We start from the raw sequence: 25296 nt of genomic DNA, 5'->3' as shown, positions 1-25296 counted from the left end.
TTCCGCTTCAAACCAGTAGCACCAATCCCCAGGTCATCACCACCAACAGCAGCGCCAAAAACACCGCGGCAGAACCCTGATCCTTGGCCCGGCCGGAGAGTTTGTGGGGCTCGTCACCGATACGATCGACCACATTTTCCACTGCGCTATTGAGCAACTCCACCAGCAGCACGATCAGCAGAGAGCCGGCCAGCAGGGCCTTTTCCACCCCGCTGTCGCCCAGCCAGAGGCCGACCGGAAGCAGCGGCGCCAGCAACCAGACCTCCTGACGAAACGCCGCCTCATGACGATAGGCGGAGGCAAAGCCCTGCATCGACCAACGGGTCGCATTGATCAAACGCCGCAGGCCTCGATTGTTTTCCGGTTTAGCCATGGCACATCCTTGTACCAGCTTCCTTTATGAAAATCGACACGGCCACAGCTGCACTCAAGAGGTTGCCCTCACCGGGAAACCCCCATGCTCAATCGGCCCGTTGGGACACAAAAGAACGTTCTTACTACAGAATTTAATTCCAAATCGTGCACTTCTAGCGCGCTCTTTTTTGTGACGCAACAGCCCCCAATAGTGTGACGTACAGTCACTTTTTACGTGATGCAAGTCTCTGATAATAAAAGGGAAAAAAATTCTTAATGGGGCATTTCCCGAGTATTTTTCCGGTAAAAAATAACTCCTAATCTCGCCGTTCCGCTTTTTCACTAGAAAATGGGCACCCGTTCCCATTACCACTCCAAGTTGTCCATTGCAGGCAAGACCGGCTATTCACAAAATGATTCCGTCATACCGCCAACGCCAAAGTTCTTTTGGCAAGCCGTGCGACAAACAAAGGTCCAAAGCAAAAAATTTCTTGAGGAGTCATCACATGAGCAGGCCGAACATCCTGGGTTCCCGCCATCGCAGCGCGGGTTTCACCCTGGTCGAGATATCCATCGTCATCATCATCATCGGCATCATCCTGGGTGCTGTTATCAAGGGTAAGGACCTGGTCCGCAGTGGCGACCAGAAGAAGCTCTTCAACGGCTTTATCAATGACTGGATGGTCACCTACCAGAACTACTACGACCGCACCGGCTGGATCCTTGGTGATATCGCCAATGACACCAACGCCCCCGACGCCAACAATCTGCGCGACGGTTCGGTGGCTGACGGCATCACTGAAGAGAACATCCTCAATCAGCTACGTACTGTCGGCCTGCTGACGCCACCACTGGGCGCCACTGGCAGCACCATGCAGCGCCGCTATAGCTCCGCCGACGGCACCCAGTACACCATCATGCTGACCTTCACCTCCGCCGGCAGCTTCGGCAACGTAATCCGGCTGCAGGCGAAACAGGGCGCTGCCACCTCCGCCATCCCCACCGATCTCGGCATCGCACTGGACCGCATCATCGATGGCGAGGCCAACGGTCAGGCCGGCAACTTCCTCTATGTAGAGAATGTAGCCGGCGGCGCTGGCACCACCCCCACTGTGGCCAACTGGCCCGCTGCATTTGAGACTGGCCCCGTCACCAAGGTCAATGTTGCTCTCGGCCCCGACGCCGGTGCTGCCGCTGTTCTGCGTCTGAACCTGTAAGCCATGTCTCCCCTGCCCCTGCTCCTTGGCCTGTCGGCGCTGATCGCTCTTCCTGCTGCGACTCACTATGCAGTAGAGGGGTGGTTGCGCCAGGACGCGGCGAACCAACGCCTTGCCACCCTCAACGAGTGGCAGCGCCAGACCGAACAGTCGCACCGGCGGCTCGCTGCCCACCAAGCCTTCGTCGCACGGGCGAAGGCGCTGCTGGACAAGGCCTCAGCCACCGGTGCTACGCCGCAGAGTTGGGAGCGTTTTCCGGTCAGCCTGCAGCGCGAGACAAGCTGGGACCTGGTCTCCCGCCTGCTCGCTCAGGCAGACCATGGACCGGCCTTCTACTACAAGCCCGAATACCTGCGGGTCGACATCACCGCAACTCGGGATGAGGTAAAGAACAAGGCGACCATTTCAGGGGCCAAGATGGCCGATAACAGTGAGATCAACACCCAGGAAAGCACCGCCACCGTGACACTACGTGGGGCCTTTCTGGTACGTACGAGATAATCCGATGGCGCGGCACTACCTGATCGACCTCAACGACCGCCCGATGCTGCTGGAGAAACGCAGCCTCCGCCCTTCAACGATACCAGCGAACTCGCGCAGGATACCGCCTGGCTGATCCAGCCGGAGAACGCGGTCAGCCAGGTGCTGCGTATCGACGCGCCAGCCAAATATGCCGAATCCCTGATCCGCCGCCAGCTGCAGGAGAAGGGCGAGATGGAGGAATCCCCCTACATCATCACCCACTGGAAGCGCAGCCGCGACAAGACCACCACAGAACTGCTCTATACCGCAATTCCCACCAGCACCTATCTACGTTATCAGGAGCGGCAGGCAGCCAACCATCATCACCTGATGATCTTCTCCCTCTATGAGGTGCTCTGGCAGACCCTGCGCCAACTCAAACGCAAGGAGCCGGTGGCCCTGGTGCTGCTGCATGACGGCAATGCCGAACTGCTGGTGGGCAGCTCCACCCGACCGCTCACTGCCGCCACCATCTCCGCCTATACCGAGACACCTGACACCCAGGAGCTACTCTGGAACTCTCTTGCCCAGGAGCTGCGCAGCGCCGAAGAGAACGAACATATCAAGCTGCGCGAACTGATCTTTCTGCACTGGCTAGAAGATGAAGAGAAACTGGAAGAGCACGCCGTCGAACTCACCGAGCGACTCGATGCCACGGCACTGCTGCTCCCCTCCGAACCCCTGGATACCGAACAGGGTCCGCGTCAGGCATCGCTGCCACAGACCCTGAAGCTCTTAAAACCCCGCCATGGTCTCTCAACCACGATGGGATTGGCGGCCAAAACAACCCAGATGTCCCTGCCCCTGAGCGCGGTCAGCGGACTGATTCTCGCTGCCGGTCTTGCGATCGGCGGTCAGATGCTGCACGTCAGCGCAGACAACCGTACTGCCGAGGCAGACCATCTACAGACGGAACTCCGGCAGCGGGCCTTACCTCCCATCGAGCCGGCCCCCGATTATCAGAGCACCCTCGACTTCGCCCAAGAGCTCGCCTGGGTACGCATCGCCCCCTCCTACCGGCGCCTGCTGAGCGAGCTCTCTTCTGTGATTCGTGAGGGGCAGCGGATCGAGAGCATGAGCGCCGAATATGGCGAGAGCAATATCAGCGTCTCCCTCAGGGGCACCCTGAAAAAGGGATTTCGCGAGGCTCAGGCGGCACAGCAGGGGCTTCTGCTCGACCTGCGGCAACTAGGCTACCGGATTGTCGAGCGCAACTTCACCACCGATCTGGACCGCTCACGTTTTGAAATCAAGATGGAGCGGCCACTGCAATGAGACTCAAATATCTCCCCCTGATCCTCTCCCTGCTGTTCAGCCTCTCGGTGATCTTCAGCGCCGCCTATGCCTATTGGCGTCTTGAGCAACCTCGCCAGCTGGTACAGATCAAGCTACCCAAGGCCCCCAACATCCCGCGCGTCAAGCCAACCGTAATCGCCGACCTGGCCCAGCTGGAGCCGCGCCTGGCGCGTCTGGTGACGCCGAAGGCTCCCCCGCGCGGCCCTGCCAACCTGATGGCTTTCGGCTACCAACGGGTCGCCCGGACCTACCCGATTATGGATGCGCCCAAGGTTGAACTGCCATCCCACTACAGCCTGTCGATGACCTTCGTCTCATCAAAACGGCGCTACTGCGTCATCGACGGCCGCTTCTACCGTCAAGGCGAGACCCTGCCGGAGGGGCCCCGTGTCGAGAAGGTGCAGCCAGAGGGTGTGCTTTTAAGCTGGCGTAATGTCAGCCACTGGCTGCAGAAAGGCGTGGGTATGGAGACCACCACACTTGAAAGCGGGCAGCTATCCCAGTCCTGGACGGAAAACCCAGCGGAAAACCGACTATGAGCACGAACAACACAGCAACAAAAATTCGAATGCATCTGCTCCTTCCCCTGGCGGCTGCCATGCTAACCTTGGCCGGCTGTAACTCGGTGCCGCAGAAACAGCAGCCTGAGGGCGATCCCAAGCTCTCCGCTTACCAGATGATCCGCGAGCGCCTGATCGATGGCTCGAAAACAATTGGTCGCTATCAAGATGAAGTGCGCAATAATCTGGAGCAGGGCCCGGCCCTGCAAGGTGCACCGATCGAGCCGCTGCTGCCGAACTTTGATCCGCTTGGCGACCAGCTGATCAGCATCTCCCTGGACAACGAAGATGTACGCCATCTGCTGCGCGCGGTCGCCGAAGAGGCAGGCCTCAACCTGCTGATCGATCCAGCCCTGAGCAGCAACCCGCGTCCGATATCGGTCCACTTTCGCGACACCCCGGCTTCCCAGGTACTCAACTGGATCCTCGAAAGCGCCGACCTCCACAGCGAGACCCGCGGCAACACCCTGTTTATCACTCCGTTTCAGACAGCCGTGTTCCACCTCGATTTTGTCGAGTCGCAGACCACTGCCTCCTTCGATGCCGGCGGTGACGTACTCGGCAGTGCCAGCACTTCCCAGGGCAGCACCTCCAGCCTCACCGGCAACTTCAGAATCTCCGGCAAGAGCGGCAATATCACCAACCCCTATGATTCGCTGCAGACCTCGATCAAGGCGCTGCTCTCTGCCAAGGGCAAGGCTGATCTGAACGCCCTCTCCGGCACTCTCTATGTCCGCGACAAACCCTCGGTGGTGCGCAACGTGGAAAAGCTGGTGTCGCGCTACCAGAAAATCGTCGGCAGCCAGGTGCTGATTGAGGCACGTATCCTCGAGGTGAGGCTGGCCGACGGCTATGAGTTTGGTATCGACTGGTCACTGCTGCGCGAGGCCCTCGGCGGCACCGTCGGTTTCTCCTCCGGCATTAGCCAGGTCCTCTCCAACGATGTATTCAACCCAGGCGCCAATCCGCTCACGATCAGCTCCACCCCCGGCCCAGTGGCCCCGCAAGCGGGACTGGTCTTCTCCAATCTCAATGGCAATAACAGCACCCTGTTTGCCGCCACCCTGCTGGAGGCGTTCGGTGAAGTGCAGCTGCTCTCAAACCCCACCATCCGTGCACGCCACGCCCAGCCGGCGATGATCAGCGTGGGGCAGAGCAACACCTATATCAAAGAGACCAAAATCACCCAGAACACCTCCACAGTAGTCGGCAACGGCACCGTCTCCACCGAGATCAAGACCGACACCGTGTTCGACGGACTGCTACTCGGCGTTATCCCCTTTATCGGTGAAGATGGCCGTGTATCACTCTCAATCCACCCGATCAAGAGTGAGGTGGACCTCGAGAGTCTGAAGCTGGTCACCATCCAAAATGTCGCCATCTCCCTGCCCAAGGTCAACCTGGAGGAGATCAGCACCACCGTGAAGCTGCATAACGGCGAAACCGTGATGCTCGGCGGCCTGATCAGCGACATGCGCCGCAGCACCGACTCGGGCTTCCCCGGGCGCGACAAGCTGGGGGTGCTGGGCAAAATCTTTGGCAGGGAAGATGACCTTCAGGAGACCAGGGAGCTGGTGGTTGTATTGCGAGTATCAGTAATATGAGCCTTATCCATCAAGCCCTCCAGGGGATACCTGACGACGGCCAGGGTCTAAGCCTCGACCCGCCGCCCGTCTCAACTGCTGAACCGCCCAAGCTAAAGCGAAAGGCACAACGCCTCACGATCGGCCGTAGCGGAAGAGGCTCGCCACTCCTCTGGGTCATGTTTGTGGTCCTGTTCCTGGTTGGCGGTAGTCTCTCACTGCTGACTTCAACTCTGCTGACCAATCACCCCAACAGCGGAAACCCCGTAGTCACCAGCGCCGACTTGATTGAGCGACAGCCAACCGTTCCCTTCAACGCCGCCAGCAAGCCAGCAAACAGCAGAGCCCGGGCACTTATCGCCCAGGCAGGCCGACCACAGAGCACGCCGGCAGAGACCCCGAATCTCGAACCGCAAGCCGGCCAATCTGGCTCAGCGGGCATGGATCTGCTCAACGCCATCCCGACTGAGGAGGAAAAACAGCAACAACCGACCCACACCCCCTCCGACAGAGAGGCGGATGTGCAGCGTGAGATCCGCCGTAACGGCAAGATTACCCAACGCATCAACGCGATTCGTTCCGCCATCGCCAGTGGCAACGAGGCCAACTTCAACCGCAACCTGGCCCGCCTGTGGAAACTGCTAGGCCGCTCCCACCCCTATGTGACCAACCTGGAAGCCTACTGGGCGCTACGTCAGGGCGACCACGAAGAGGCCGAGCACCTGCTCCACAAAGTACTGAAAAAGAACCCTGACAACCTGGAGGCGGGTGCCAATCTGGTGGTGCTACGCTGGAACCGTGGCGATCAGGTAGGTGCATCTCAACTGCTGCAGCGGCTACAACAGTCGCACCCGGGTGATCTACGACTCGAAAAACTCGCAACCACGCTCAAAGCACGATGGAAACAACCGCTGTAAAGTCAGGCGGCGAACTGCGTCTCGCCGAAACCACACCGGTCCAGCCCACAAGGGGACTGGCCGCCGACACCCTGTTCGGCACAAAGGTGGAGGGCGACATCTATCTCACCTATCTGGGGCTCAGCCACAATCCCTTCCCGGTGGTGCCCGATGCGCGCCACTTCTATCGCGAGCCGCGGGCCGAGAGCTCAGTCACCGAGCTGCTGCATGCGATCCTCGGACGCAAGGGTTTTATGTTGCTCACTGGCGAGGTGGGGCTGGGCAAGTCCACCATCACCCGTCGCCTGCTGCTGGCGCTGCAGGAGCGGGAGATCGCCAGCTCGCTGATCCTCAACAGCTTCACCCAAGGGGTCGAGCTGCTGCGTGCGATCAACAAAGATTTCGGCATCGATATCGGCAACGCCGACTTCCAGTCGCAACTGGATGCGCTCAACAGCTTCCTGCTGGAGCAGTTCTGGCAAGGCAACAACTGCGTGCTGGTAATCGATGACGCGCAGAATCTCTCCATCGAGAGCCTCGAACTGGTGCGCATGCTCTCCAACCTAGAGACAGAACGTGAGAAGCTGCTACAGATCCTGCTGGTGGGCCAACCGGAGCTGGAACAGAACCTGCAGCGTACCGATCTGCGCCAGTTGATGAGTCGGGTGGCGCTACACGCTCGGGTCTTGCCTTGGGACCGAGAGACCACCGAACAGTACATCTATTTCAAACTCAACACGGCCGGCTGCAACGGCTGCATCAGCATGCAGCCCGGCGCGCTGCGCGCGATTCAGCGCTTCAGCAACGGCAACCCACGCCGCCTCAACCTGCTGATGGAGCGCTGCCTGTATGGCCTCTGCGCCCATCGCAGCCGCGCCATCAGCCCCTCACTGGTGTGGGAGGCGGAGACGGAGTTGATTCCAGCCACTGCCGGCAGACGCCACTGGTGGTTCTTGGGCGGTGCGGCAGCGGCCCTCACTGCAGGTGCAGTCATCAGTCTCCTGCTCTACAACAGCGGAATGCTGCCAAGCAGCGTAGCGTCTTCTACAGTGGCAACGCCGCCCCCTCTCGCAACGGCTGCCCCTTCCGCCACGCCAACACTCAGCGACGAAGCGATTCAGACATTCCTCGCTGCCTATCAGCTCGAGGAGCAGACCCGCCTGCTGGCGCCCTTACTGAGGCAGAACAAGTTCGGCAGGATTCAGGCCCTGCTGGCGAATCTCAACACTCTGCAGCCGGTCACTCTGGCACAGCAGGAGGACGCCAGCGACGAGGCTCCACTACTGCAACTACCCTCTGGCAAATGGCTGCTGCTCTGGCAAGCGCCCTACCGGCTAGAGGCCTACCACTACGGCGTGAATGGAGAAGCGGTTGAGCTGCTGCAGCAGGATCTGGCCAGCCTCGGCTACTACGATGGCACTCTCGACGGCGTAGTCGGCGGTAAACTGATGAAGGCGATTTACGAATTCCAGCGCGACAACCAACTGTCGCCCACAGGCAATCCGGACAGCAACACGCTCTATCGGATTCAGCACCGCATAAAACAGACTCTCGCGGCAAAAGCCGCCAAGGAGCCAGAAGATGGACGCACCGGTGGATAAATTACCCCTAGGAGAACTGCTCAAGGCACGCGGCGTAATCGGCGATGAGCAGATCGCCTTCGCCCTGCACGAACACACTGTCAGCGGCGAGAAGTTCGGCAGTATCCTCACCAGCACCGGGCTGGTCACCGAGTATGATCTGGCCTTGGGGCTGGCCGACCAGGCCAACATCCCCTATCACGATCTCGACCAGTTGGCGATCGACGCTAACTTGCTGCGGCGGGTCAACCGCAACCTCTGCCTGAGCCAAAAGTTTCTGCCTGTGTTGCGCGATGAGAACCAGATTCTAATCGCCACATCGAGCATCGACTTTGCCAGCATGACCCAAACGGTGACCCGCCATACTGGCCTGGCACCGGAGTATGTGATGGTCGAGGAGTCGAAGCTGATCGACGCGATCCACCACTACTATCACTTTCTCGACAACCCGGTGGAGGAGCTGCTGGACCGGGAGATCCATATCATCTCCAACGACCACTCCCAGGCGCGTCCGGTGGAGCAGTTGCTGGAGCATCTATTCCATCTCGCCGCCAAACACCGCGCCTCGGATATCCACCTGCGGCCGATGACCGACACCCTCAACATCGCCTTCCGCATCGACGGCGTGATGCGTTCCATGCTCTCCCTGCCCAACCCCTTCAAGCGGCTGATCTCATCCCTCAAGCTAAAGGCAGGCATGGACATCGCTGAGCAGCGGCTGCCCCAGGATGGCTCGTTTGAGTCGACCATCCTCAACACTCAATACTACTTCCGCGCCTCCACCACCGTCTGCCCCTATGGCGAGAACATGGTGGTGCGCATCCTACCTATGAAGAGCGCCTTCATGGGTATAGGTCAGCTCGGCTTTCTCGAGGACGACGCGAAACACATGTCGCGCATGTTCAACGAACCCTTCGGCCTGGTGCTGCTCACCGGCCCCACCGGTTCGGGCAAGACTTCCAGCCTCTATGCGACCCTGCTGACCCTCAATCTGCTGCACAAGAATGTGCTGACGGTAGAAAACCCGATCGAATTCCGCCTGCCACTGCTGCGCCAGACCGAGGTCAACCCCAAGGCGGGCTACACCTTTGCCAACGCCATCAAATACTTTCTGCGCCACGACCCGGACGTGCTGCTGGTCGGTGAGATCCGCGACCCGGAGACCGCCGGGACTGCGCTCACGGCAGCCGAGACCGGCCACATGGTGCTGTCGACCCTGCACACCAACAGTGCCATCGGCGCCATCCCGCGGCTGCAGTCACTCGGCATCAAACCCTACATGCTGGCCGACTCTCTGGTCGGCATTGTCAGCCAGCGACTGGTGCGCCGCATCTGTCCCTCCTGCAAGCAGGGCTACACTCCCAGCCAAGAGGAGCTCGACTATATCGGCGACAACAATATCACCGAGCTCTATCGTGGGACCGGTTGTGATCACTGCGGTGGCACCGGCTACCGCGGCCGCACTCTGATCTACGAGATGCTGGAGTTCAACAAGGAACTACGCGCGATGATCGGCTCTGGCGCCGATATGGCGAGCCTGGAGGCCGCCGCCCGGCGCAGCGGCTTCCGCGACATCCTCCACACGGCGCTGGTCAAGGTGAAGTCCGGCACCATCTCGATCGAGGAGGTACACCGGGTGCTTGGCCACGGTTTCAACAGTGACGATAGCTGGGGCAAAGAGCCCAGCCTGATCTGAAGCGCAGCCACATCTTACTGCAATGCCCTACTATAGCTACAAGATGCTGCAGCCCAGCGGCGTCATCGCCAACAGCGTGGCTCGTCTGCCCTATGACGATGAGACCATGGCGATCAACTACCTTGAGAACGAAGGCGGCACGGTGCTGCACATTCGCCAGCTCGGCAAGCTAGCCGCCAAATACGCTGAATTCACCCGCTTCGGTCTGCGCAAAGTAAAGACTACGGAGGTAGCCGAGACCCTCTCCAATCTGTCGGTAATGCTCGGCAGTGGCATCCCGGCCAGTGAGGCACTGCAGGAGGCGGCCCAGGGCACCGAGAACCCGACCCTAGCGCTCGCCATGGAAGATATCCGTTTCTATGTGGAGGCGGGCAGCAGTATCTCCGAGGCGGTGGGGCTCTATCCCAAGATCTTCTCCAACACGGTGCTCTACCTGCTGCGCATCGGCGAGGAGACCGGTCGTATCGACCGTGCCCTGGAGGTCGCTGCCACCCATCTGCAGCGCATCGAGCAGATCAAATCCGACACCAAACAAGCGATGCTCTACCCGAGCTTCATCCTGGTTACCATGGGGGCAGCGGTCATCTTCTGGTTCTACTATGTGGTGCCGCAGATCGTGACCCTGTTTACTGAGATGGAGGTGGAGCTGCCCCCGCTCACCAAGGCGTTGATCGCAATCTCGGAGTGGGTGCAGGCCTATCTAGTCGTGGTTTTGATCACCCTGGCAGTGCTGTACATCAGTGCCAAGATCGCTTACGCCAAGATCTACAAATTCCGCCGTTTCATACAGGGACTGGCGCTCAAGATACCGATCATCGGCCGCCTGCAGCACACCTCCAACCTGGCGTTTGTCAGTGAATATCTGCACCTGCTGCTGGATGCAGGCGTGGATGCCTTCAAGTCTCTCGACATGGTCAGCCGCAGCCTCAACAATGCCATCTACCAGGAGCGCGTGGCGAAGATCCACGAGCGTATCACCCAGGGACAGAGTGTCGCCGACGCCTTTCAGTCGGTAACTCTGTTCCCCAGCTATGTGGTGCGCATGGTCTCAGTAGGTGAGCGTACCGGTACCCTGCCGGCACAGTTTAAGCGGGTCTCGGCCGAGTATCGCAAGCGCCTCAACTATAAGGTCGAAACCCTCTCCAAATCCCTAGAACCGATCATCCTGATCATTGCCGGCGGTATCTTTGGCATCATCCTTGGTGGCCTGTTCCTGCCGATCTACGATCTGATCGGCGGACATATCGGCTGACAGCTGGCAACCAGGCCAGCCAGGGTTCCTTATTGCGGTGTTGATTCGGCTTCTGCCGTCCGTCCCATCCTAGCCACCCGATCCAAGACAGGGCCCTCAGCCTGTCCCACGACTCAAGACAGAGATCTCCCATCTCAGCGCTGATGGGTGTTGCTTCGTGCAAGACCTAGTAGATATGGAACGCCATAGGTCGGGCCGTGCCCGACATATCTGGCGAGGCCCGACCTATAAGATCATCCTCGCTAGCCCGCCCGACTCACTCCACCACGTCGAGGTTGTACCAGTCGGTGGCCACCTGATGGGCGCTGCAGCGGCTGTCGTTAGCACTCAGGCGATAGCGGTAGTTGGTGGCCGGCTGCAAGGCGCCGCCATTTTTGGCGAGGATGACGGTCGAAGGCCCGGTCTTGGTCAGGCTGATAGCGCCCGGATCGACCCCGCCCTGCCACTCGATCGCCCAGTTCTGCATCTCACCCAGATGGTTGCCGACCACCGTGTACTCTTTGCTGCAAGCACCGGAGACCGAGCAGGTAAAATTGTCGGCAATCCCCGGTGAGACTGCCAGTTCGGCATAGACCACCTCCACCGGCAAGGTAGTCTGCTCAGTCAGGCCGTTGCGGTCGGTGATACCGAGAGTAACATTGTGACTGCCGGCACAGACGTTCACCTGGCCCGCCAGCTCGCCAGTAGCCAGGTCAGGCATAATGAGGCCGGAAATCTGGGTATCGCGCAACTCATAGACATAGGGTGGAGAGCCACCGATCGCCCCCGGCACCAGCCCTGTACTGCCAGCCAGCAACTGCGCCCCCGACTCGGCGCTCGCGGGACTGAATCCGGTGATCTGAATCGCTGTGATGCTACAGTCGTGAGTCATGCTGATCAGCGCCTCGGCTTCACCGGCGGAGAGCGCCCGGTCGTAGACACGGAACTCGTCGATCAGGCCGCTGAAGAAGTGGATCAGATCACCACCAGCACCACCATGGGCACCGATGAGGGCCCTGGTATCGGTGCTGCCGATGGCGCCGCCATCCAGGCGTTGGCTGAAAACCTCCTCCCCATCCATATAGACCACCTGGCGAAAGCCATCATAGGTGATCAGGTTATGGTACCAGCGGTTCGGCTCGATGATGATGTCTGGCCCCACGTTATCGGACCAGTGCCACCTGGGCTCCCAGCGATACTCGAGGAAGCGGCGGTTATAGTTGGCATCCAGGCGCAACGCATAGGCACCCTCCTTGGTGTAGAGGCGATTCTCACCTGGGGTGCCATCCCATTTGAACCAGAGGCCTATGCTCCAGCCGCGGTTGCCCGGATCGAGCCGCCCCGAGGCTGGGTCGCCTAGGTCGATATAGCTGCCATTGAGATCATCAACTGCGGTGAAGGAGGCAGCGCGGCAGACCTTACCCTCCTCCAGGGTGGTCTGTGTCGGCAGCGATCCGCTACCCCAGGCCGCTGCGGTGGCGTGGTCGCTACCGACCTCATTCTTGACGCTGCCATCAGCCCCGGTCCAGGGGTAGATGGTCTCCATACGGTACTCCGATATCGGCTCGCCGTAGCAAGCCATATTACGCGGTGGGTCGCGGCGCATCTGGTAGATGGAGCTGATCTCATCCGGGGTGAGGATACGGTTCCAGATCATCATCTCATCCAGATAGCCGAGCATGTTGCCGATGCCGCGCCCCACCCAACTACCGCCCCCGCTCTCTGAGCCATCCGCCCCGTTGAAGGGTTGCGCCGAGTCACTGGCGACCACGGCCCCGTCGACCAGAATGCGCCGCTCACCGTTGGCCCCGTTGTAGTCGAAGAAGAGATGGTGCCAGCCCGTCTGCGGCAGCGCATTTGGCGCCATCAATTCCGCATCGGTACTGGAGAAGCTGATCAGTGGACGGCCGTTGCGCAGGCCGATATTGAGGCAACGGTTCACCGCCACCGCATCACACTGGTAGAAGAGGCTACGCTCACCGTCGCCCATCTCATTCAGGTTGACCCAGACGGCAAAGGTGAAGCTGGTATTGTTGAGCGGCACATAGGGCAGCAGCAGGGAGTCTCCGGCATTGAAGTAGCCAGCCCGGTTAACCTTACCCGCGCCGACCGTCACCGCCATTCCCTCGGCCAGCCCCGAGTAGAGCCCCTGGGGATCGGAGTCCTGCACCTCGCCGCGGCTGCCATCCCAGAGACACTCATCGAAACGCCACTCCGCCAACAGATCGGTGGTATAGGGGCCAACCGCGCCGCTCGGGGTAACCTCCAGGCTATAGGTGCCTTCGATCACCTTGTTGTTGGGGCAGGCCTTGTCAGTGGCCTCCACCGAGAAGAGGTAGTTGCCCGAGGCGGAGGAGGCGGTCTTCTTCAGGGTGCCCTGATCCTCGCCGGTGGAGAAGATCTCGAAGTTGTCGGCCCCAGCCCCGACCCAGTTGATCGCCCAGTTGAAGTCATCACCGTTCGGATCGCCGATGCGCGGCCCAATCACCTGAAACGGTTGACTGAAGGTGAGATATTGGGCAATGAAGTCGGGCAGCAGGGTGCCACCGGAGTGAGCCGGCACGATATTCAGATCCCCGGTATCGACCCGCAGGGCGAAACTGCGGCTGGCGGTCTTGGTGGCATCGAACTGGTCGGTGGCGGTCACGGTCACCTGATAGTCGCCATCGCAGACCTCGGTAACCCCGGTCAGCTTGCCATCCCAGTAGTTGAGCGACAGACCCGGAATCGCCGGGGTGATCGAATCTAGCGCCCAGTAGTATTGGCCGGAGCCGCCGGTGGCGATGAACTGGTGGATATACTCGCCCCCCAGCACCCCATGATTCATCGCCCGGGTACTGATCTGGATATCCTCCGACGGCGGTCCATTCGGACACTCGCCCAGTCCGTAGCAGTCCTGATCGTAGCAATCGACCAGGCCATCGCCATCATTATCCTGGCCATCGCTGCAGAGCAGCAGGGTGTTCTCCTGGGCCCCGCCCGCATTCAGCAGGCATTGGCGACCGCTTAGGGTGGCGAAGGAGACGGCGCGCACCGTATCGTCGTAGCTATCGGTATGGATCTTGTTAGGCGCAGCAAAGTGGAGTGGATCCACGTCCCCGTTGAGATTGTCAAAGAAGCTGCCACTGCCATCCTTGTCATGCACACCACCGCTGACTATCACGAAGGCGAGATTGGTATCACTATTCGGAAGCAGCGTATCGGTGAGATCCGACTGGGTGGTATAGAGGGCCGCAGGGTCGTGCATGCCATCCTTGAGCTGACTACCGGCCCGTTTCAGATCGGCGCAGATATCACCCCGGTCGGTCAGATCCACGTTGAAATTGGGATCGGCGCTGGCGAATACCGCATATCGGACCGGGTTGCCCCAGACATCGTTGCCAGAACTCAGGCCCAGGCTGAGATAGGGCAGGGTGCCGACATAACTGGTGCAGTTGCCCGCCACACCGCCATCGGGGATCACCTCATCGGTGGCATCACCATCCCCATTGGTATCGGGACAGGGAAACTGGCTCGCCGCCACCATGTAACCCTCCAGCGCCAGCTCCATGCGCTGCATGATCGCCTCGTTATTGCGCTGCTTGGCAGACTGCACCAGCCCCGGCCAGAGGTTTACCGCAATCGAGAGAATCGCTCCGATAATGACGAGCACAATGCTCATCTCGACCAGCGTAAATCCGGGGTGCTTTTTGATCATCATTTTGCGCAGACTTTGGGCTAGGATTGCTCGTCGGCCGACTATAAACCCAAACAAGTCAAGCACTTTGTGGCCCAGCCCACAGATTGCCACTCCCATGCGGGACGTTCTTCCCATTCTACGCCGGGGTTAACGCAGCAGGATTAAAGTCAGTATTCGCTCACCTTGGACTGCAGGAATTTATTGGCACACACCCAAGTCGGGAGAGAAGCGAACAGTCCACTGCGTAGAGCCGAAGGTTGCGGCAGCGGGGAAAAGGTGGGGTTGTGCGCACACACCGGCCTGGGCCGATCCATGCGAGAAAAGAGTCAGGAATCCTGGGAGTGCTCGCTCAACGGCAGCGGGGTATCCATCGACCAGAGCCGCTCCAGATGGTAGAAGTCGCGCACCTTCGGCAGCATCACATGCAGCACCACGCCGTTGAGATCAACCAGCACCCACTCGCCGTCGTCCAGCCCCTCGCTGCCCAACGGAGCCTCGCCCGCCTGCTTTGCCTTGAAGGCCACGGTCTGTGCAATCGATTTCACATGCCGGTCGGAGGTGCCGCTGGCCACGATCATGATGTCCGTGATGCTGGTCTTGCCGCGCACATCCAACACCACAATGTCATTTGCTTTCATATCGTCCAGGGCCTCGACGACCAGATCTCTGAGCTCTTCTACCTGCATATCTATCCTGTCAATCTATTAACTAGTTTCGTAATACTACGCCAACGGCAACGATACGCTCAATTCCGATAGATCTGATGGCGTTCGATCAGCCTCAGCACCTCATCCGGCAAGAGGAAGCGAGGGCTCTCTCCCGCTCCGATCAGGTGACGAATCCCGGTAGAGGAGATCTCCAGTTGGGTGACGGGCAGGCGAATTACAGTGCCGCCCGGCGAGCGCCGCAGCGCCTCCGGCTCATCCACCAACCGGGAGGAGAGAAACGCCTGCAGCGCCGGATCCTCCGGCAACGCCTGGCCTGGGCGGGTCATCACCACCAGATGGGCCAACTCCGCCACCAGCTCCGGCAGATGCCAGGAGAGAAAACCATTGAAGGCGTCGCTGCCCAGCAGCAGACAGATCGGCAGCTCATCCCCCAGTTCTCCCCGCAGCGAGAGCAGCGTATCGAGGGTATAGGAACGCCCCCCCCGCTGCAGTTCCCGGTCATCAGCGACAAACCCCGGCTCGCCCGCAATTGCCGCCTCCAGCATCGCCAGGCGCAGCGCTGCCGGTACCTCCGGCTGATCCCGATGCACCGCATTGGCAAGCGGGATAAAGCGCAGTTCATCCAACCCCAGCGCCTGCTGCACATCCAGTGCGGTGCGCAGGTGGCCGTAGTGGATCGGGTCGAAGGTACCGCCCAGAATGCCGATCATCGCTGCGTGCTAGGTCCGGATATGGCCGTCGCCAAGCACGATAAACTTAACCGAGGTGAGCCCCTCCAGCCCCACCGGACCCCGCGCGTGGAACTTGTCAGTGGAGATGCCGATCTCCGCTCCCAGACCATACTCAAAGCCATCGGCAAAACGGGTGGAGACGTTGACCATCACCGAACTGGAGTCCACCTCGGCCAGGAAACGCCGGGCCCGGGTGTAGTTTTCTGTAATGATGGCGTCGGTGTGCTGGGAGCCGTGGCGGTCGATATGATCGATGGCCTCGTCCAGCCCGGCGACCACCTTGATGGAGAGGATCGGCCCCAGGTATTCGGTGTCCCAATCCTCATCGGTGGCGGCCACGGCGTTGTCGATCACTTCCAGGGTACGCGGGCAACCGCGCAGCTCCACCCCCTTCTCTTGTAGCGGCGCCGCCAGCATCAGCAACATCTCCTCGGCGATCCCTTCCGCCACCAGCAGGGTCTCCATGGTGTTGCAGGTGCCGTAGCGCTGGGTCTTGGCGTTCATCGCCACGTCGAAGGCCTTGCCCACCTCCGCCTGATCGTCGATGTAGACGTGGCAGATGCCGTGCAGGTGTTTGATCACCGGCACCCGAGCGTCCCGGGAGATGCGTTCAATCAGCCCTTTGCCGCCCCGGGGGATGATGACATCGATGTACTCGGGCATGGTGATCATGCTGCCCACAGCGGCCCGGTCGGTAGTGGCGAGCACCTGTACCACATCCGCCGGCAGACCCGCCTTCTCCAGACCCCGGTGGATGCTGGCGGCGATGGCCTGGTTGGAGTGAAAGGCCTCGGTGCCGCCTCGCAGCACCGTGGCATTACCCGACTTGAGGCAGAGTGCAGCGGCGTCGGCAGTGACGTTGGGGCGCGACTCGTAGATGATGCCGACAACCCCGAGCGGAACCCGCATCCGTCCCACCTGGATGCCGCTGGGGCGGTAGTTCATATCGAAGATCTCGCCGATAGGATCGGGCAGCGCGGCGATCTGGCGTAGCCCTTCGATCATCGAATCAATGCGCGCTGGGGTCAGCTCCAGGCGATCCAACAGCGCAGCATCCAGTCCCTTGGCGGTCCCCGCTTCCAGATCCTTCCTGTTCTCCACCATCAAGGCGTCTCGACTGGCATCCAGCTCGTCGGCAATGGCGTTGAGAGCGGCGTTCTTCTCAGCGGTGGAGGCGGCAGCCAAACGACGGGAGGCGGTGCGGGCTTTGCCACCCAGTTCATTCATATAGGCGGCAACATCGGTGATCTTGGTCATCATCGGTACTCTGCGAGAGGAAAGAGACAGATTCTACCAGAATGGGCAGTGGAGTTGGCCCACAGCTCCCGGCTCGGTCAGCGAGCTGGGCCCAACTTATTCTAATGGTGTCTCCGTCTGCTTCGCCTCTCTTTGACTCTCCACCACGATATGGGAGAAAGGTAACATGAAGGGCATCGTCTCCAGCTTCAGCATTTCGTAGTAAGACCGACGCGTCTCCTCCGCAACATCCTTCGCCATCTCTTCCATCAGTAGACAGTAGGTCTTGGGGGCGAGTTTTGCCCCCTGTATCTCCATATCAGGGCCGAACAGGTACTTCTCTTCGCGCTTTTGCTCGATCATCTCCTGAACGTAGAGGTGTTCCAACCAGAAGAGCATCGTCAGATGCCGTTTATTCCACATCAAATCGATGGTGCCACGCCTGCCTGCGTCTAAGGCCTTCATCAGACGATAACTGTTTAAAAGTCGTTTCAGGCGGCGCGGATTGGAGATCTTCAGCCAGTCCGCCAGTTGCATGAACAGCTCACGCTCTTTTGTCGTTTCTCTGATCGCTTTACCGGCCAGCAACTGGGTTCGTTTCTTATCTTCCTTCGGCGCCTTGCCACCTTCCTCCGCCCCCGTCTCTTCAGGAACGACTTCACCTCCAGAGGGCTGCATTTCGTCCACCAATTTCTGTTGCGCTGGCACCGCCGAATCTCCCGGCAAACTCCCCGGTGCCACTTGCTGCCCGGGCTCAGCACCATGAGGCCCGGGCCTCACGGTGAGCTCACCGGATGCGTCCGTTCCTGAAGATCCCTTCTTTTTATCCGATGACAGATCGGCATCCTGCAGCACCTCGACAATAAGATCTTTGAGGATATAGTTTTCGACATCCTCCTTCGCCGGATCGCTCAGGCAGACCGGCAGATGAAAAATCTTGCCAAGATAGTCCCGCGCGATGGCCTGGGCGGTACGCTGACTGCCCTTTTCCGCCAGTTCATAATAGTGCTGGGCCAACGCTGCCAGCGCCATGCGTTCATCCACCGCAACGATCAAGATCATCGATATAGAGCAGCAAACGGCGCGGGAAACAGGGCCGATGCAGGCGTATCCGACAGAGCTTATCCACCTTTTCCTTGATCACCGGCAGGGTACCCAGGTACTCGCCGAAGTCGGGAAGACGCAGGTAGGTCTTAAATGTGTCGACCCAAGTCTGGGCAAACAATTGTCGCCCTTTGGACAGCATACCGAACAGCGCACCGACGCCCGCAAGACCACCCAATCCCAGCGCAATGCCCGAGGTATCGCCCACCAGGCGAGCCATCATAGGAGGAAGATAGGCGGCGTTTACCCCAAGCCACTGAATGCCGACAACCTCCACGATCAGCAGGAACAGGCCTGTCCAGAGATAGACACCAATCCTTTGTGACGACGTCACCAGCTGCAGCGCCAGCCAATTGCACCGAATCCAGTCCAGGTCGTTGGTCAGCCCTTTCACCACCTCCTGGGCCAACCCGGCCTGCATGTTGCCGGTGTGTTCATAGCGCCAGGCATTGAACTCGGCAAAGAGGTAACGGTGGGTTTCCGACACCAGTTTGTCGGGCTGCTTTTCCTTGTGCATTATCGGACATACTGGCCAGAAACAGCGCAACTAGGTCGTCAGCCGGGCTCGCTGCTTGCCCCAGCAGCCCGCATAACGCCGGAGCACCTTGACGAGGGCCTCCCAGCAGGTGATCGTCTCATCACACCCGACCCAAAACCGTTCCTCCTGCCGGCAACGCAACTCTTTCTTCAACAGACTCAGAACCGTGCTCTTGCCCGTCCCCCAATGCCCCATCAGCCCGATGGTGATGTGCTCACCGTCGCTGTGATCGAGTAGGTCGGCTAGAGCGTTGACCAAGTCCACCCGGCCCAAGGTATCCTCTTCGGCAGGGATATCTTTCAGTTGACGGGGACCTTGCCTATCTCTCCTGGCATGGGCTCGACGGCGGCCGGGATACCCTCTGACTCCGCTTCAGGTAGCGGCAATTGATAGGCTGCCGCCTCCATCACCTCCCTCTCATGCTCTGCGGACCAGTGACCTATCAGACGGTGGTACTCTTCCCGCAATGAGCCGCCTCCACCTAGCCACTGCTGGTAACGATCCCAGACTTCGGGGTCAACCATCCTCAGCGCCTTCTCCCAAGGAGCGAGAAAATCGCCCCAGTTATCCGGTTCCCCCGCCGGCCAAAGAGGGATAGACAGCATGTCACGCAACCGGGCTTTTATCAGAGCCTCGAAGTCCACCCGCACATTGCGTTCAAAGCCTCCTGCGCCAAACGTCTTCACCGCCACCTCACGGCCCCTGGCAACGGCGAGATCGGCGTAGACGAGGAAATCTGAGTCAGCGTGGATCAGCTGGGGATTAGCTATGGTTTCAGCGAAGGCGCTCCCTTTAATGACTGAGGGTGAGACGCTGGCTGTCGCCACTGCGCGTGAGGCAGTACCCGCAGCGTAGGCGGCCGCTGATATCGCCCTTGCCGCAATATACTCGACCCCGCTGCCAGCATTCAGGGCCCCACGCGCCAGAGCGGGGGCAGCGGCGCTCACCATGGCGACAGCAGATTCCTCCGGGTATTCCCCCCCAAAATCATATTGATAGCTGGAGGTGTCTTCGGTAAGGGCGGCAATGAAAAGTGCCGCTGCCAGCTCTACTACCTGCAGTTTCTGCTGCGCCTCAGAACCCCAGGATTCGACAGTCCCCTGATTGGCTATCAAAGGAAGCACGCGCAATGCAGAACGCCCGGCATAGATGGTGAGCGCTTCGGGCGATAATTGCGCCAGCTCCTCTTTGCTGGGCAATGGAGGTCCGGCCATACTGTTTCCCCCTTTTACCTGACTGTCAGTCTGGTTCAGCCAGGAAGGGGTTACAAGAGAGCCGAGTGTCGCCTGGCAGCTAAAATCTCTGATCCGATCAGGCAGTCAATCTGGCATAGAGCAGCGGCAACTCTTTTGGCAGCTGCGAGGGCTTGTGGATCACCACATAGCTGCCGCTACCGAACAGATGTGGCAGGTAGTCGTTGGCCTTGGTGTCGATGGTGACGCAAAAGGGCTGCAGCCCCAGCTCACGGGCCTCGCGGATCGCCTGGCGGGTATCCTCGATACCGAAGCGCCCCTCGTACTTGTCCAGGTCATTGGGTTTGCCATCGGTGAGGATCAGCAGCAGACGGCGCTCCGAGGGCTGCGCCTTCAGCAGGTTGGTGGAGTGGCGGATCGCCGCGCCCATGCGCGTGTAGTAGCCGGGCTTAATGGCATCGATACGACCGCGGATCGCCGCATTGTAGTTCTCATCAAAGGTCTTCAGCTGATGGAAGCGGACCGGGTCGCGTTTGCGTGAGGAGAAGCCATAGATGCCGAAGCGGTCGCCGGTAGCCGAGAGGCTCTCGGCAAACAGGAACAGGGCATCGCGGATCACATCGATCACCCGCCGGTGGTTATCGACCCAGGTGTCGGTAGAGAGCGACAGGTCAGCCAGCAGCAGGCAGGCGAGATCCCGCGAGCCGATGCGCAGATCGCGGTAGAGGCCATCGGCGCTGGCGGCATGGCCAATCATGCGATCGGTGGCAAAACGCAGGTAGGCATCGATATCGATCTCACTGCCCTCTTGCTGGTTGCGGTGCCAGACTCGCGCTGGGGCCAGCTGCTGGAACTGGGCACGCAGCCTTCGCGCAGTGCGGCGCAGATGATCCGGTAGCGGGACCGGCTCGGCATTGGCCGCCAGCATCGGCACTATCCGGCAGAGGTCGGGCAGCAGCCGCTGCTTTTTGAAGTCCCACTCCGGCAGCAGAACCCCCTCGCTGAGCACCAGGTCATCCTCTGAGGCGGCAGGCAGATCCAGATCGAAGCGCAGCTTGCTGGCGGAGGCCTTGGCATCCCGGCTGACGCTCAGCACGTCGATATCTTTTGCGGCATCGGCGGCGCTCTCCAGATCGTCGTTCTCCTCGGAGCCGCGGTCGAGGTTGAGGAAATCCCCCCAGGTGAAGATGTTCTCCATGCGGATGGTGATCAACCCCCGATCCTTTGCTTCGGGTTTTTCGGCGCGCTCGGCTTGGCGGTTCTGCTCCTCCATCTGCTTGATCTCGCCCCGGCTACTACTGCCTGCCTCATCAGAATCATCGGAGGCACCGGCTGCAGCAACCACGGGAGGAAAGGGGTGGAGCCAGAGCGGCACAGGTTGCGGCGGGCGCCGGCTCTGCGGCAGCTGTTCGACGCTGCCGGGTTCGCGCAGCGCCTGACGGATAGCTGCCTCCTGGGCTGCCTCGGCTTTGAGCTGGCTGTCGGGCTGGATGCGTTGTGCGAGGTGGGCCTCGACCAACCGTTGGTAACGTGGACGCAGGCCAGGATAGTCGTTTAGGGCCTTGATCGTCAGGCGCTGATTCTTGCCGAACCAGGCCTCCTCGTCCTGGTGATCGCCCACCGCCAGGGCCGCCAGCCAGATGTAGAGATCCCGGTTCAGCTGGGGGGAGGGGAACAGATCGATCACCGCGGGCAGGCGCAGGTACTGCTCATCGCGCCAGGCCAGCTCGACCTTTCTGCTGTCACCGGCAATCCGATGTAGCAAGCTGCGACGGGCACCGTGTTCGGTGGCGTGGGCCGCCTCCACCTGCAGGCCGCCGTCGCCACCCAGGGCACGAAACAGGATGCCAACGGTGGTGCCGACCTGCTCCAGGGTAACCGCCGCCTCCGGGTGGCTGGTGCGCGCCATGCGGGTGATCAAGCGGTGCCAGAGTTCGCCTACTTTCTCTTCCATGCCTATGGAGCCTCTGAACGAATCATGGAACTGGCTGGCTTTTCGGTTTTTGACTGGTGACAGGTCGTCCCGTAGCCACTGCGATTGCCGCCTCATCCTCCACCCACTGCAACAAGGTCTGGCGCGCGAAAGGCTTCTGTACCGTTTCACAAGCGGTTATGCACTGCGCGCACTCGGTACAGGTGAACATGCGCCGCTTGATGCTGCGTGGCTTGAGGCGCATCGGGCAGACATTGTCGCAGGCGTTGTTGCATTCGCCACAGAGTTTGGCGCGGCTGCGATCAAAACCCACCACCATGCCTCGGTTGTTGGCCATCCAAGCGAGGCTCTGAAACACCCCCACTGCGCAACCAAATCGGCAAAAGAGGTGGCGGGCAAACATAAACTCGATGAACAGCAACCCAGTCCCCGCACCAATGAAACGTGCCTGATTGCCGGTCAGGCTGAAGTGGAACAAATTATGGTAGATCTCAAACGGCGGCAGCAGATAGGTGAGAAAGCTGACCGCCCAGAGGAAGGCAAAAAACAATGCAGCCAGCCAGGTCAACGGCCAGAACCTTCTGTCCGGCTTCATGTAGAGACCATTCGGCTGCAATTCCGGCTGTGGTGATTTCTCCCAAATGCTCTGCTTGCCACTGGCACGGAACATCAGCCGGTTGATCGTCTCCACCACCGAGAAGTGAGGACAGAGCCAACCGCAGTAGAGGCGACCAAAGCGCCAGGCAATCCAAATCAGCCCCGCCGCCGCCAGCGCGAGTGGGAGGAAACCACGAAGAAAGATGTTGGCAGCCGCCTCGGTACTGCTGATCTCCCCAGCAACCAGTTGGTCTATCCCCAAAGTCCAGGGCCGGCCGAAGAGGATGAAATGGTTAAGGGTCAGATCGAAGCGAAACAGATCGAGGGGCGGCGCCAGGACAAACAGGAGGAAGAAACCGGCCTGAAAGAGATGGCGTTTGTGTTGCAGGGAGAGAGACATATGGGGTTTTGTTACTGTAACAAGTGAATACCCGAGTGATTTGCTATGGTATTCTGCGGTCAGGAACAATGGCTTGATCTGGATCAATCCTGGCAACCAGGAGGCAGGGGACACCCCACCCACGGGAAACGAAAGCATTGCCCGGCCATCGCCTTGGCCAGACCGAGCACGCCAAGCAGCACCAGCGTGGAGTGGCAAACGGTGAAGTATATGATCACCAGCATCCAGGTATAGGTACCCTCATAACCGCCGAGCGCCAGGATCAGCAGGTTGACAAGGACCAGCAGCACACCTGCCCAGAGGCTTGCAGCGAGGGTCTGTTGCAGATGGCAAACTGCCAATGGCGGCGCCCCCTGCATCTTTTTTCGATAGAAATAGAGAAGCGCGATAAACGCCAGCCCCGGTGCAATCAGCAGATTTGCCAGATAGAGCGACTCGGCAACAATTGCAAATCCCTGACCAGGCGGTTCCTGGAGGTCATCTGCCAAAGGTAACTTCCACCACTTCCATCAGTGCGGCACTGGTCTCTTCATCATCGGTCAGCGGCTCCACCAAAGCAGCGCGGCAGGCCTCGAGCGGGTTGTACCCTCCCTTGATCAGGGTCGCGGTGTAGACCAGCAGACGGGTCGAGGCGGCCTCTTCCAGGTCGTGATCCTTAAGCGAACGCAGCGCATTCGCGAGGATCACTAGGCGTCTGGCAAGGGTCTCATCGATGTCAGTCTCGCCGATCAGCACCTCCTGCTCCAGCTCAGCATTGGGAAAATCGAAGCTGGCAGCGAGAAAGCGCTGGCGGGTGCTCGGCTTCATCCCCTTCAACAGATTCTGATAGCCAGGGTTGTAGGAGACCACCAGCATAAACTCCGGCGGCGCATGCAGGGTCTCGCCGGTGCGCTCAATGGGCAGGATACGCCGGTCGTCGGTGAGCGGGTGCAGCACCACCGTGGTGTCCTTGCGCGCCTCCACCACCTCATCGAGATAGCAGATGGCTCCTTCTCTTACCGCCCGGGTCAGCGGACCGTCGCTCCAGAAGGTGCCGCTCTCGCCGATCAGATGGCGCCCGACCAGGTCAGCGGCAGTCAGATCGTCGTGGCAGGCCACCGTATAGACAGGACGTCCCAGCTTGGCCGCCATGTAGTTAATAAAACGGGTCTTGCCGCAACCGGTCGGACCTTTGATCAACATCGGCAGCTGATGTTTATAGGCGTGCTCGAACAGGGCGATCTCATTGCCCTGTGGCTTGTAGAAAGGCAGCTCAGTCAATGTGGGGCCTATTAGATTAAGAGAGGTAAAACGCGGTGCTGATCAACATACCGGGAATGAAGAGCCAGATAAAGACGGGCCAACGCCAGATCCCGCGGACGGAACCCAATCCCATGAAGTAGTGACCCACCAGCTGTCCCTTGATGAGGGCCAGAAAGAGCACCCCGAGAGCGACCTGTAGGCCACTAAAGCCCATCTGGCCGATCAGGAAGGTCACAAAGCTGAAGAACATCAAGAACAGATAGACCCAAGTGCAGGGACGAATACCCAGTTTTTTATTACTGCTCATAATCTTGTCACCGCATCACGTAAACGAGTGGAAAGAGGATCAGCCAGAGCAGATCCACCATATGCCAGTAGGAGGCGCCGGTCTCCACGCCAGTATGCTCCCCGGCGCTGTACTTGCCTTTGTGTGCCATCACCGCCACCGCTGACAGAATTACCATGCCCATGATGACATGCATGAAGTGGAAGAAGGTCAGGGAGAGATAGAACATATAGAAGGTGTTGGTACTGAGGGTGATGCCCTCACCGAAATGGTGGGCATACTCACCACCTTTCACTACCAGAAACACCACTCCCATCGACAATGCCGCCAACAGCCAGCGAACACAGAGTTTGCTGCTGCCCTCGCGAATCGCACTGACGGCACGCACCACAAAATAGGAACTGGTGATCAGTGCCAGAGTGTTTATCAATGCGGCCTGCCGATCCAAATGCTGTTGAAACTCGTTAAACAGCTCCACGTTGTTCATGCGAGTAAAGGCATAGGCGGCGAAAAAGACCGCGAATACCGATAGCTCTGCAAGGATGAAGATCCAAATCGCCAGGTCTCCCGGCGGATATCTCTTCGCCTGATCCAGGCTGTTTGCCACTGTCGTCATTGCTACTTCCATTAATCGATAAGCCCCACCATCAGGAGGGGGTTAATTCATATAACCTACTCAATTGGTAAGAAAATATCAGAATGGTCCACGGGCCGCTTTGATAATAGTTAATTCTTGAATCAGTGCTTTTACGAG

Annotated in this window: 24 protein-coding genes; 9 read left to right on the top strand and 15 right to left on the bottom strand. The window is 59.7% G+C overall.

All coding sequences use genetic code 11. The features are described 5' to 3' along the window. Nucleotides 1-7 precede the first annotated feature (7 nt). Nucleotides 8-373 (bottom strand): diacylglycerol kinase, encoded by a 366-nt coding sequence (locus tag RIFP1SYM_RS07630; RefSeq protein ID WP_005961395.1) that lies wholly within the window; start codon nt 371-373, stop codon nt 8-10. A 487-nt stretch (nt 374-860) separates the two neighbouring features. Here RIFP1SYM_RS07630 and RIFP1SYM_RS07625 point away from each other — a divergent pair, with 487 nt between their 5' ends. The 9 genes from RIFP1SYM_RS07625 to RIFP1SYM_RS07585 all read left to right on the top strand — a co-directional run bounded on the left by RIFP1SYM_RS07625 (nt 861) and on the right by RIFP1SYM_RS07585 (nt 10956). Continuing rightward, the gene (locus tag RIFP1SYM_RS07625; RefSeq protein ID WP_006475567.1) at nt 861-1571 is read left to right on the top strand and encodes a prepilin-type N-terminal cleavage/methylation domain-containing protein; all 711 of its coding nucleotides are present in this window, start codon (nt 861-863) and stop codon (nt 1569-1571) included. Nucleotides 1572-1574: 3 nt separating this feature from the next. Beyond that, nucleotides 1575-2072, top strand: a complete 498-nt coding sequence (locus tag RIFP1SYM_RS07620) for a hypothetical protein (RefSeq protein ID WP_005961393.1) — start codon at nt 1575-1577, stop codon at nt 2070-2072. 141 nt (nt 2073-2213) lie between these two features. Next, the gene (locus RIFP1SYM_RS07615) at nt 2214-3368 is read left to right on the top strand and encodes a hypothetical protein (protein ID WP_005961392.1); all 1155 of its coding nucleotides are present in this window, start codon (nt 2214-2216) and stop codon (nt 3366-3368) included. Continuing rightward, a complete protein-coding gene (locus RIFP1SYM_RS07610; protein WP_005961391.1) occupies nt 3365-3928 on the top strand; it encodes a hypothetical protein in 564 nt (187 codons plus the stop codon). Before RIFP1SYM_RS07615 ends, RIFP1SYM_RS07610 begins: the two co-directional genes overlap by 4 nt. Before the next feature lie 29 nt (nt 3929-3957). Further along, the gene (locus tag RIFP1SYM_RS07605; protein WP_240991722.1) at nt 3958-5553 is read left to right on the top strand and encodes a pilus assembly protein MshL; all 1596 of its coding nucleotides are present in this window, start codon (nt 3958-3960) and stop codon (nt 5551-5553) included. A gap of 164 nt (nt 5554-5717) precedes the next feature. Next, on the top strand, nt 5718-6449 hold the full coding sequence (locus RIFP1SYM_RS07600; protein ID WP_240992055.1) for a tetratricopeptide repeat protein: 732 nt from the start codon (nt 5718-5720) through the stop codon (nt 6447-6449). Then, nucleotides 6431-8029 carry an ExeA family protein gene (locus RIFP1SYM_RS07595; protein WP_005961388.1) on the top strand — a complete coding sequence of 533 codons (1599 nt, stop codon included), beginning with the start codon at nt 6431-6433 and terminating at the stop codon, nt 8027-8029. The genes RIFP1SYM_RS07600 and RIFP1SYM_RS07595 overlap by 19 nt, the downstream gene beginning before the upstream one ends. Further along, entirely contained in the window at nt 8010-9704 is a 1695-nt protein-coding gene (locus RIFP1SYM_RS07590) for a GspE/PulE family protein (protein WP_005961387.1), read from the top strand. Before RIFP1SYM_RS07595 ends, RIFP1SYM_RS07590 begins: the two co-directional genes overlap by 20 nt. 22 nt (nt 9705-9726) lie before the next feature. Further along, a complete protein-coding gene (locus RIFP1SYM_RS07585) occupies nt 9727-10956 on the top strand; it encodes a type II secretion system F family protein (RefSeq protein WP_005961386.1) in 1230 nt (409 codons plus the stop codon). A 256-nt stretch (nt 10957-11212) separates the two neighbouring features. Here the strand turns inward: RIFP1SYM_RS07585 and RIFP1SYM_RS07580 are convergent, their stop codons facing one another. The 14 genes from RIFP1SYM_RS07580 to RIFP1SYM_RS07515 form a co-directional block, all read right to left on the bottom strand. Next, nucleotides 11213-14635 carry a LamG-like jellyroll fold domain-containing protein gene (locus tag RIFP1SYM_RS07580; protein WP_240991723.1) on the bottom strand — a complete coding sequence of 1141 codons (3423 nt, stop codon included), beginning with the start codon at nt 14633-14635 and terminating at the stop codon, nt 11213-11215. A gap of 305 nt (nt 14636-14940) precedes the next feature. Further along, nucleotides 14941-15300, bottom strand: a complete 360-nt coding sequence (rsfS, locus tag RIFP1SYM_RS07575; RefSeq protein WP_005961384.1) for a ribosome silencing factor — start codon at nt 15298-15300, stop codon at nt 14941-14943. Between the two features lie 59 nt (nt 15301-15359). Beyond that, nucleotides 15360-15992, bottom strand: coding sequence for a nicotinate-nucleotide adenylyltransferase (gene nadD, locus RIFP1SYM_RS07570; protein WP_005961383.1), 633 nt, complete (start codon nt 15990-15992; stop codon nt 15360-15362). A gap of 9 nt (nt 15993-16001) precedes the next feature. Next, entirely contained in the window at nt 16002-17273 is a 1272-nt protein-coding gene (locus RIFP1SYM_RS07565; protein ID WP_005961382.1) for a glutamate-5-semialdehyde dehydrogenase, read from the bottom strand. Between the two features lie 93 nt (nt 17274-17366). Then, a complete protein-coding gene (locus RIFP1SYM_RS07560; protein WP_240992054.1) occupies nt 17367-18293 on the bottom strand; it encodes a P-loop NTPase fold protein in 927 nt (308 codons plus the stop codon). Continuing rightward, nucleotides 18286-18870 carry a hypothetical protein gene (locus RIFP1SYM_RS07555; RefSeq protein WP_006475577.1) on the bottom strand — a complete coding sequence of 195 codons (585 nt, stop codon included), beginning with the start codon at nt 18868-18870 and terminating at the stop codon, nt 18286-18288. Before RIFP1SYM_RS07555 ends, RIFP1SYM_RS07560 begins: the two co-directional genes overlap by 8 nt. 30 nt (nt 18871-18900) lie before the next feature. Further along, entirely contained in the window at nt 18901-19155 is a 255-nt protein-coding gene (locus tag RIFP1SYM_RS07550; protein ID WP_240991724.1) for a P-loop NTPase fold protein, read from the bottom strand. Between the two features lie 35 nt (nt 19156-19190). After that, the gene (locus RIFP1SYM_RS07545) at nt 19191-20105 is read right to left on the bottom strand and encodes a hypothetical protein (protein ID WP_005961378.1); all 915 of its coding nucleotides are present in this window, start codon (nt 20103-20105) and stop codon (nt 19191-19193) included. A gap of 97 nt (nt 20106-20202) precedes the next feature. Beyond that, entirely contained in the window at nt 20203-22038 is a 1836-nt protein-coding gene (locus RIFP1SYM_RS07540; protein WP_039960002.1) for a nitric oxide reductase activation protein NorD, read from the bottom strand. A 22-nt stretch (nt 22039-22060) separates the two neighbouring features. Next, nucleotides 22061-23014 carry a 4Fe-4S binding protein gene (locus RIFP1SYM_RS07535; protein ID WP_010083600.1) on the bottom strand — a complete coding sequence of 318 codons (954 nt, stop codon included), beginning with the start codon at nt 23012-23014 and terminating at the stop codon, nt 22061-22063. 83 nt (nt 23015-23097) lie between these two features. Continuing rightward, nucleotides 23098-23502 carry a hypothetical protein gene (locus tag RIFP1SYM_RS07530; RefSeq protein WP_005961375.1) on the bottom strand — a complete coding sequence of 135 codons (405 nt, stop codon included), beginning with the start codon at nt 23500-23502 and terminating at the stop codon, nt 23098-23100. Continuing rightward, nucleotides 23492-24274 (bottom strand): CbbQ/NirQ/NorQ/GpvN family protein, encoded by a 783-nt coding sequence (locus RIFP1SYM_RS07525; RefSeq protein ID WP_005961374.1) that lies wholly within the window; start codon nt 24272-24274, stop codon nt 23492-23494. Before RIFP1SYM_RS07525 ends, RIFP1SYM_RS07530 begins: the two co-directional genes overlap by 11 nt. A gap of 16 nt (nt 24275-24290) precedes the next feature. Next, a complete protein-coding gene (locus tag RIFP1SYM_RS07520) occupies nt 24291-24563 on the bottom strand; it encodes a cytochrome C oxidase subunit IV family protein (protein WP_005961373.1) in 273 nt (90 codons plus the stop codon). 7 nt (nt 24564-24570) lie between these two features. Beyond that, on the bottom strand, nt 24571-25158 hold the full coding sequence (locus RIFP1SYM_RS07515; RefSeq protein WP_006475581.1) for a cytochrome c oxidase subunit 3 family protein: 588 nt from the start codon (nt 25156-25158) through the stop codon (nt 24571-24573). Nucleotides 25159-25296 lie beyond the last annotated feature (138 nt).

The organism is endosymbiont of Riftia pachyptila (vent Ph05), from assembly GCF_000224455.1.
GTDB lineage: Bacteria > Pseudomonadota > Gammaproteobacteria > Chromatiales > Chromatiaceae > Endoriftia > Endoriftia persephonae.
The sequence above is the reverse complement of the archived record's forward strand: the minus strand, read 5'-3'. Positions and strand labels throughout refer to the sequence as shown.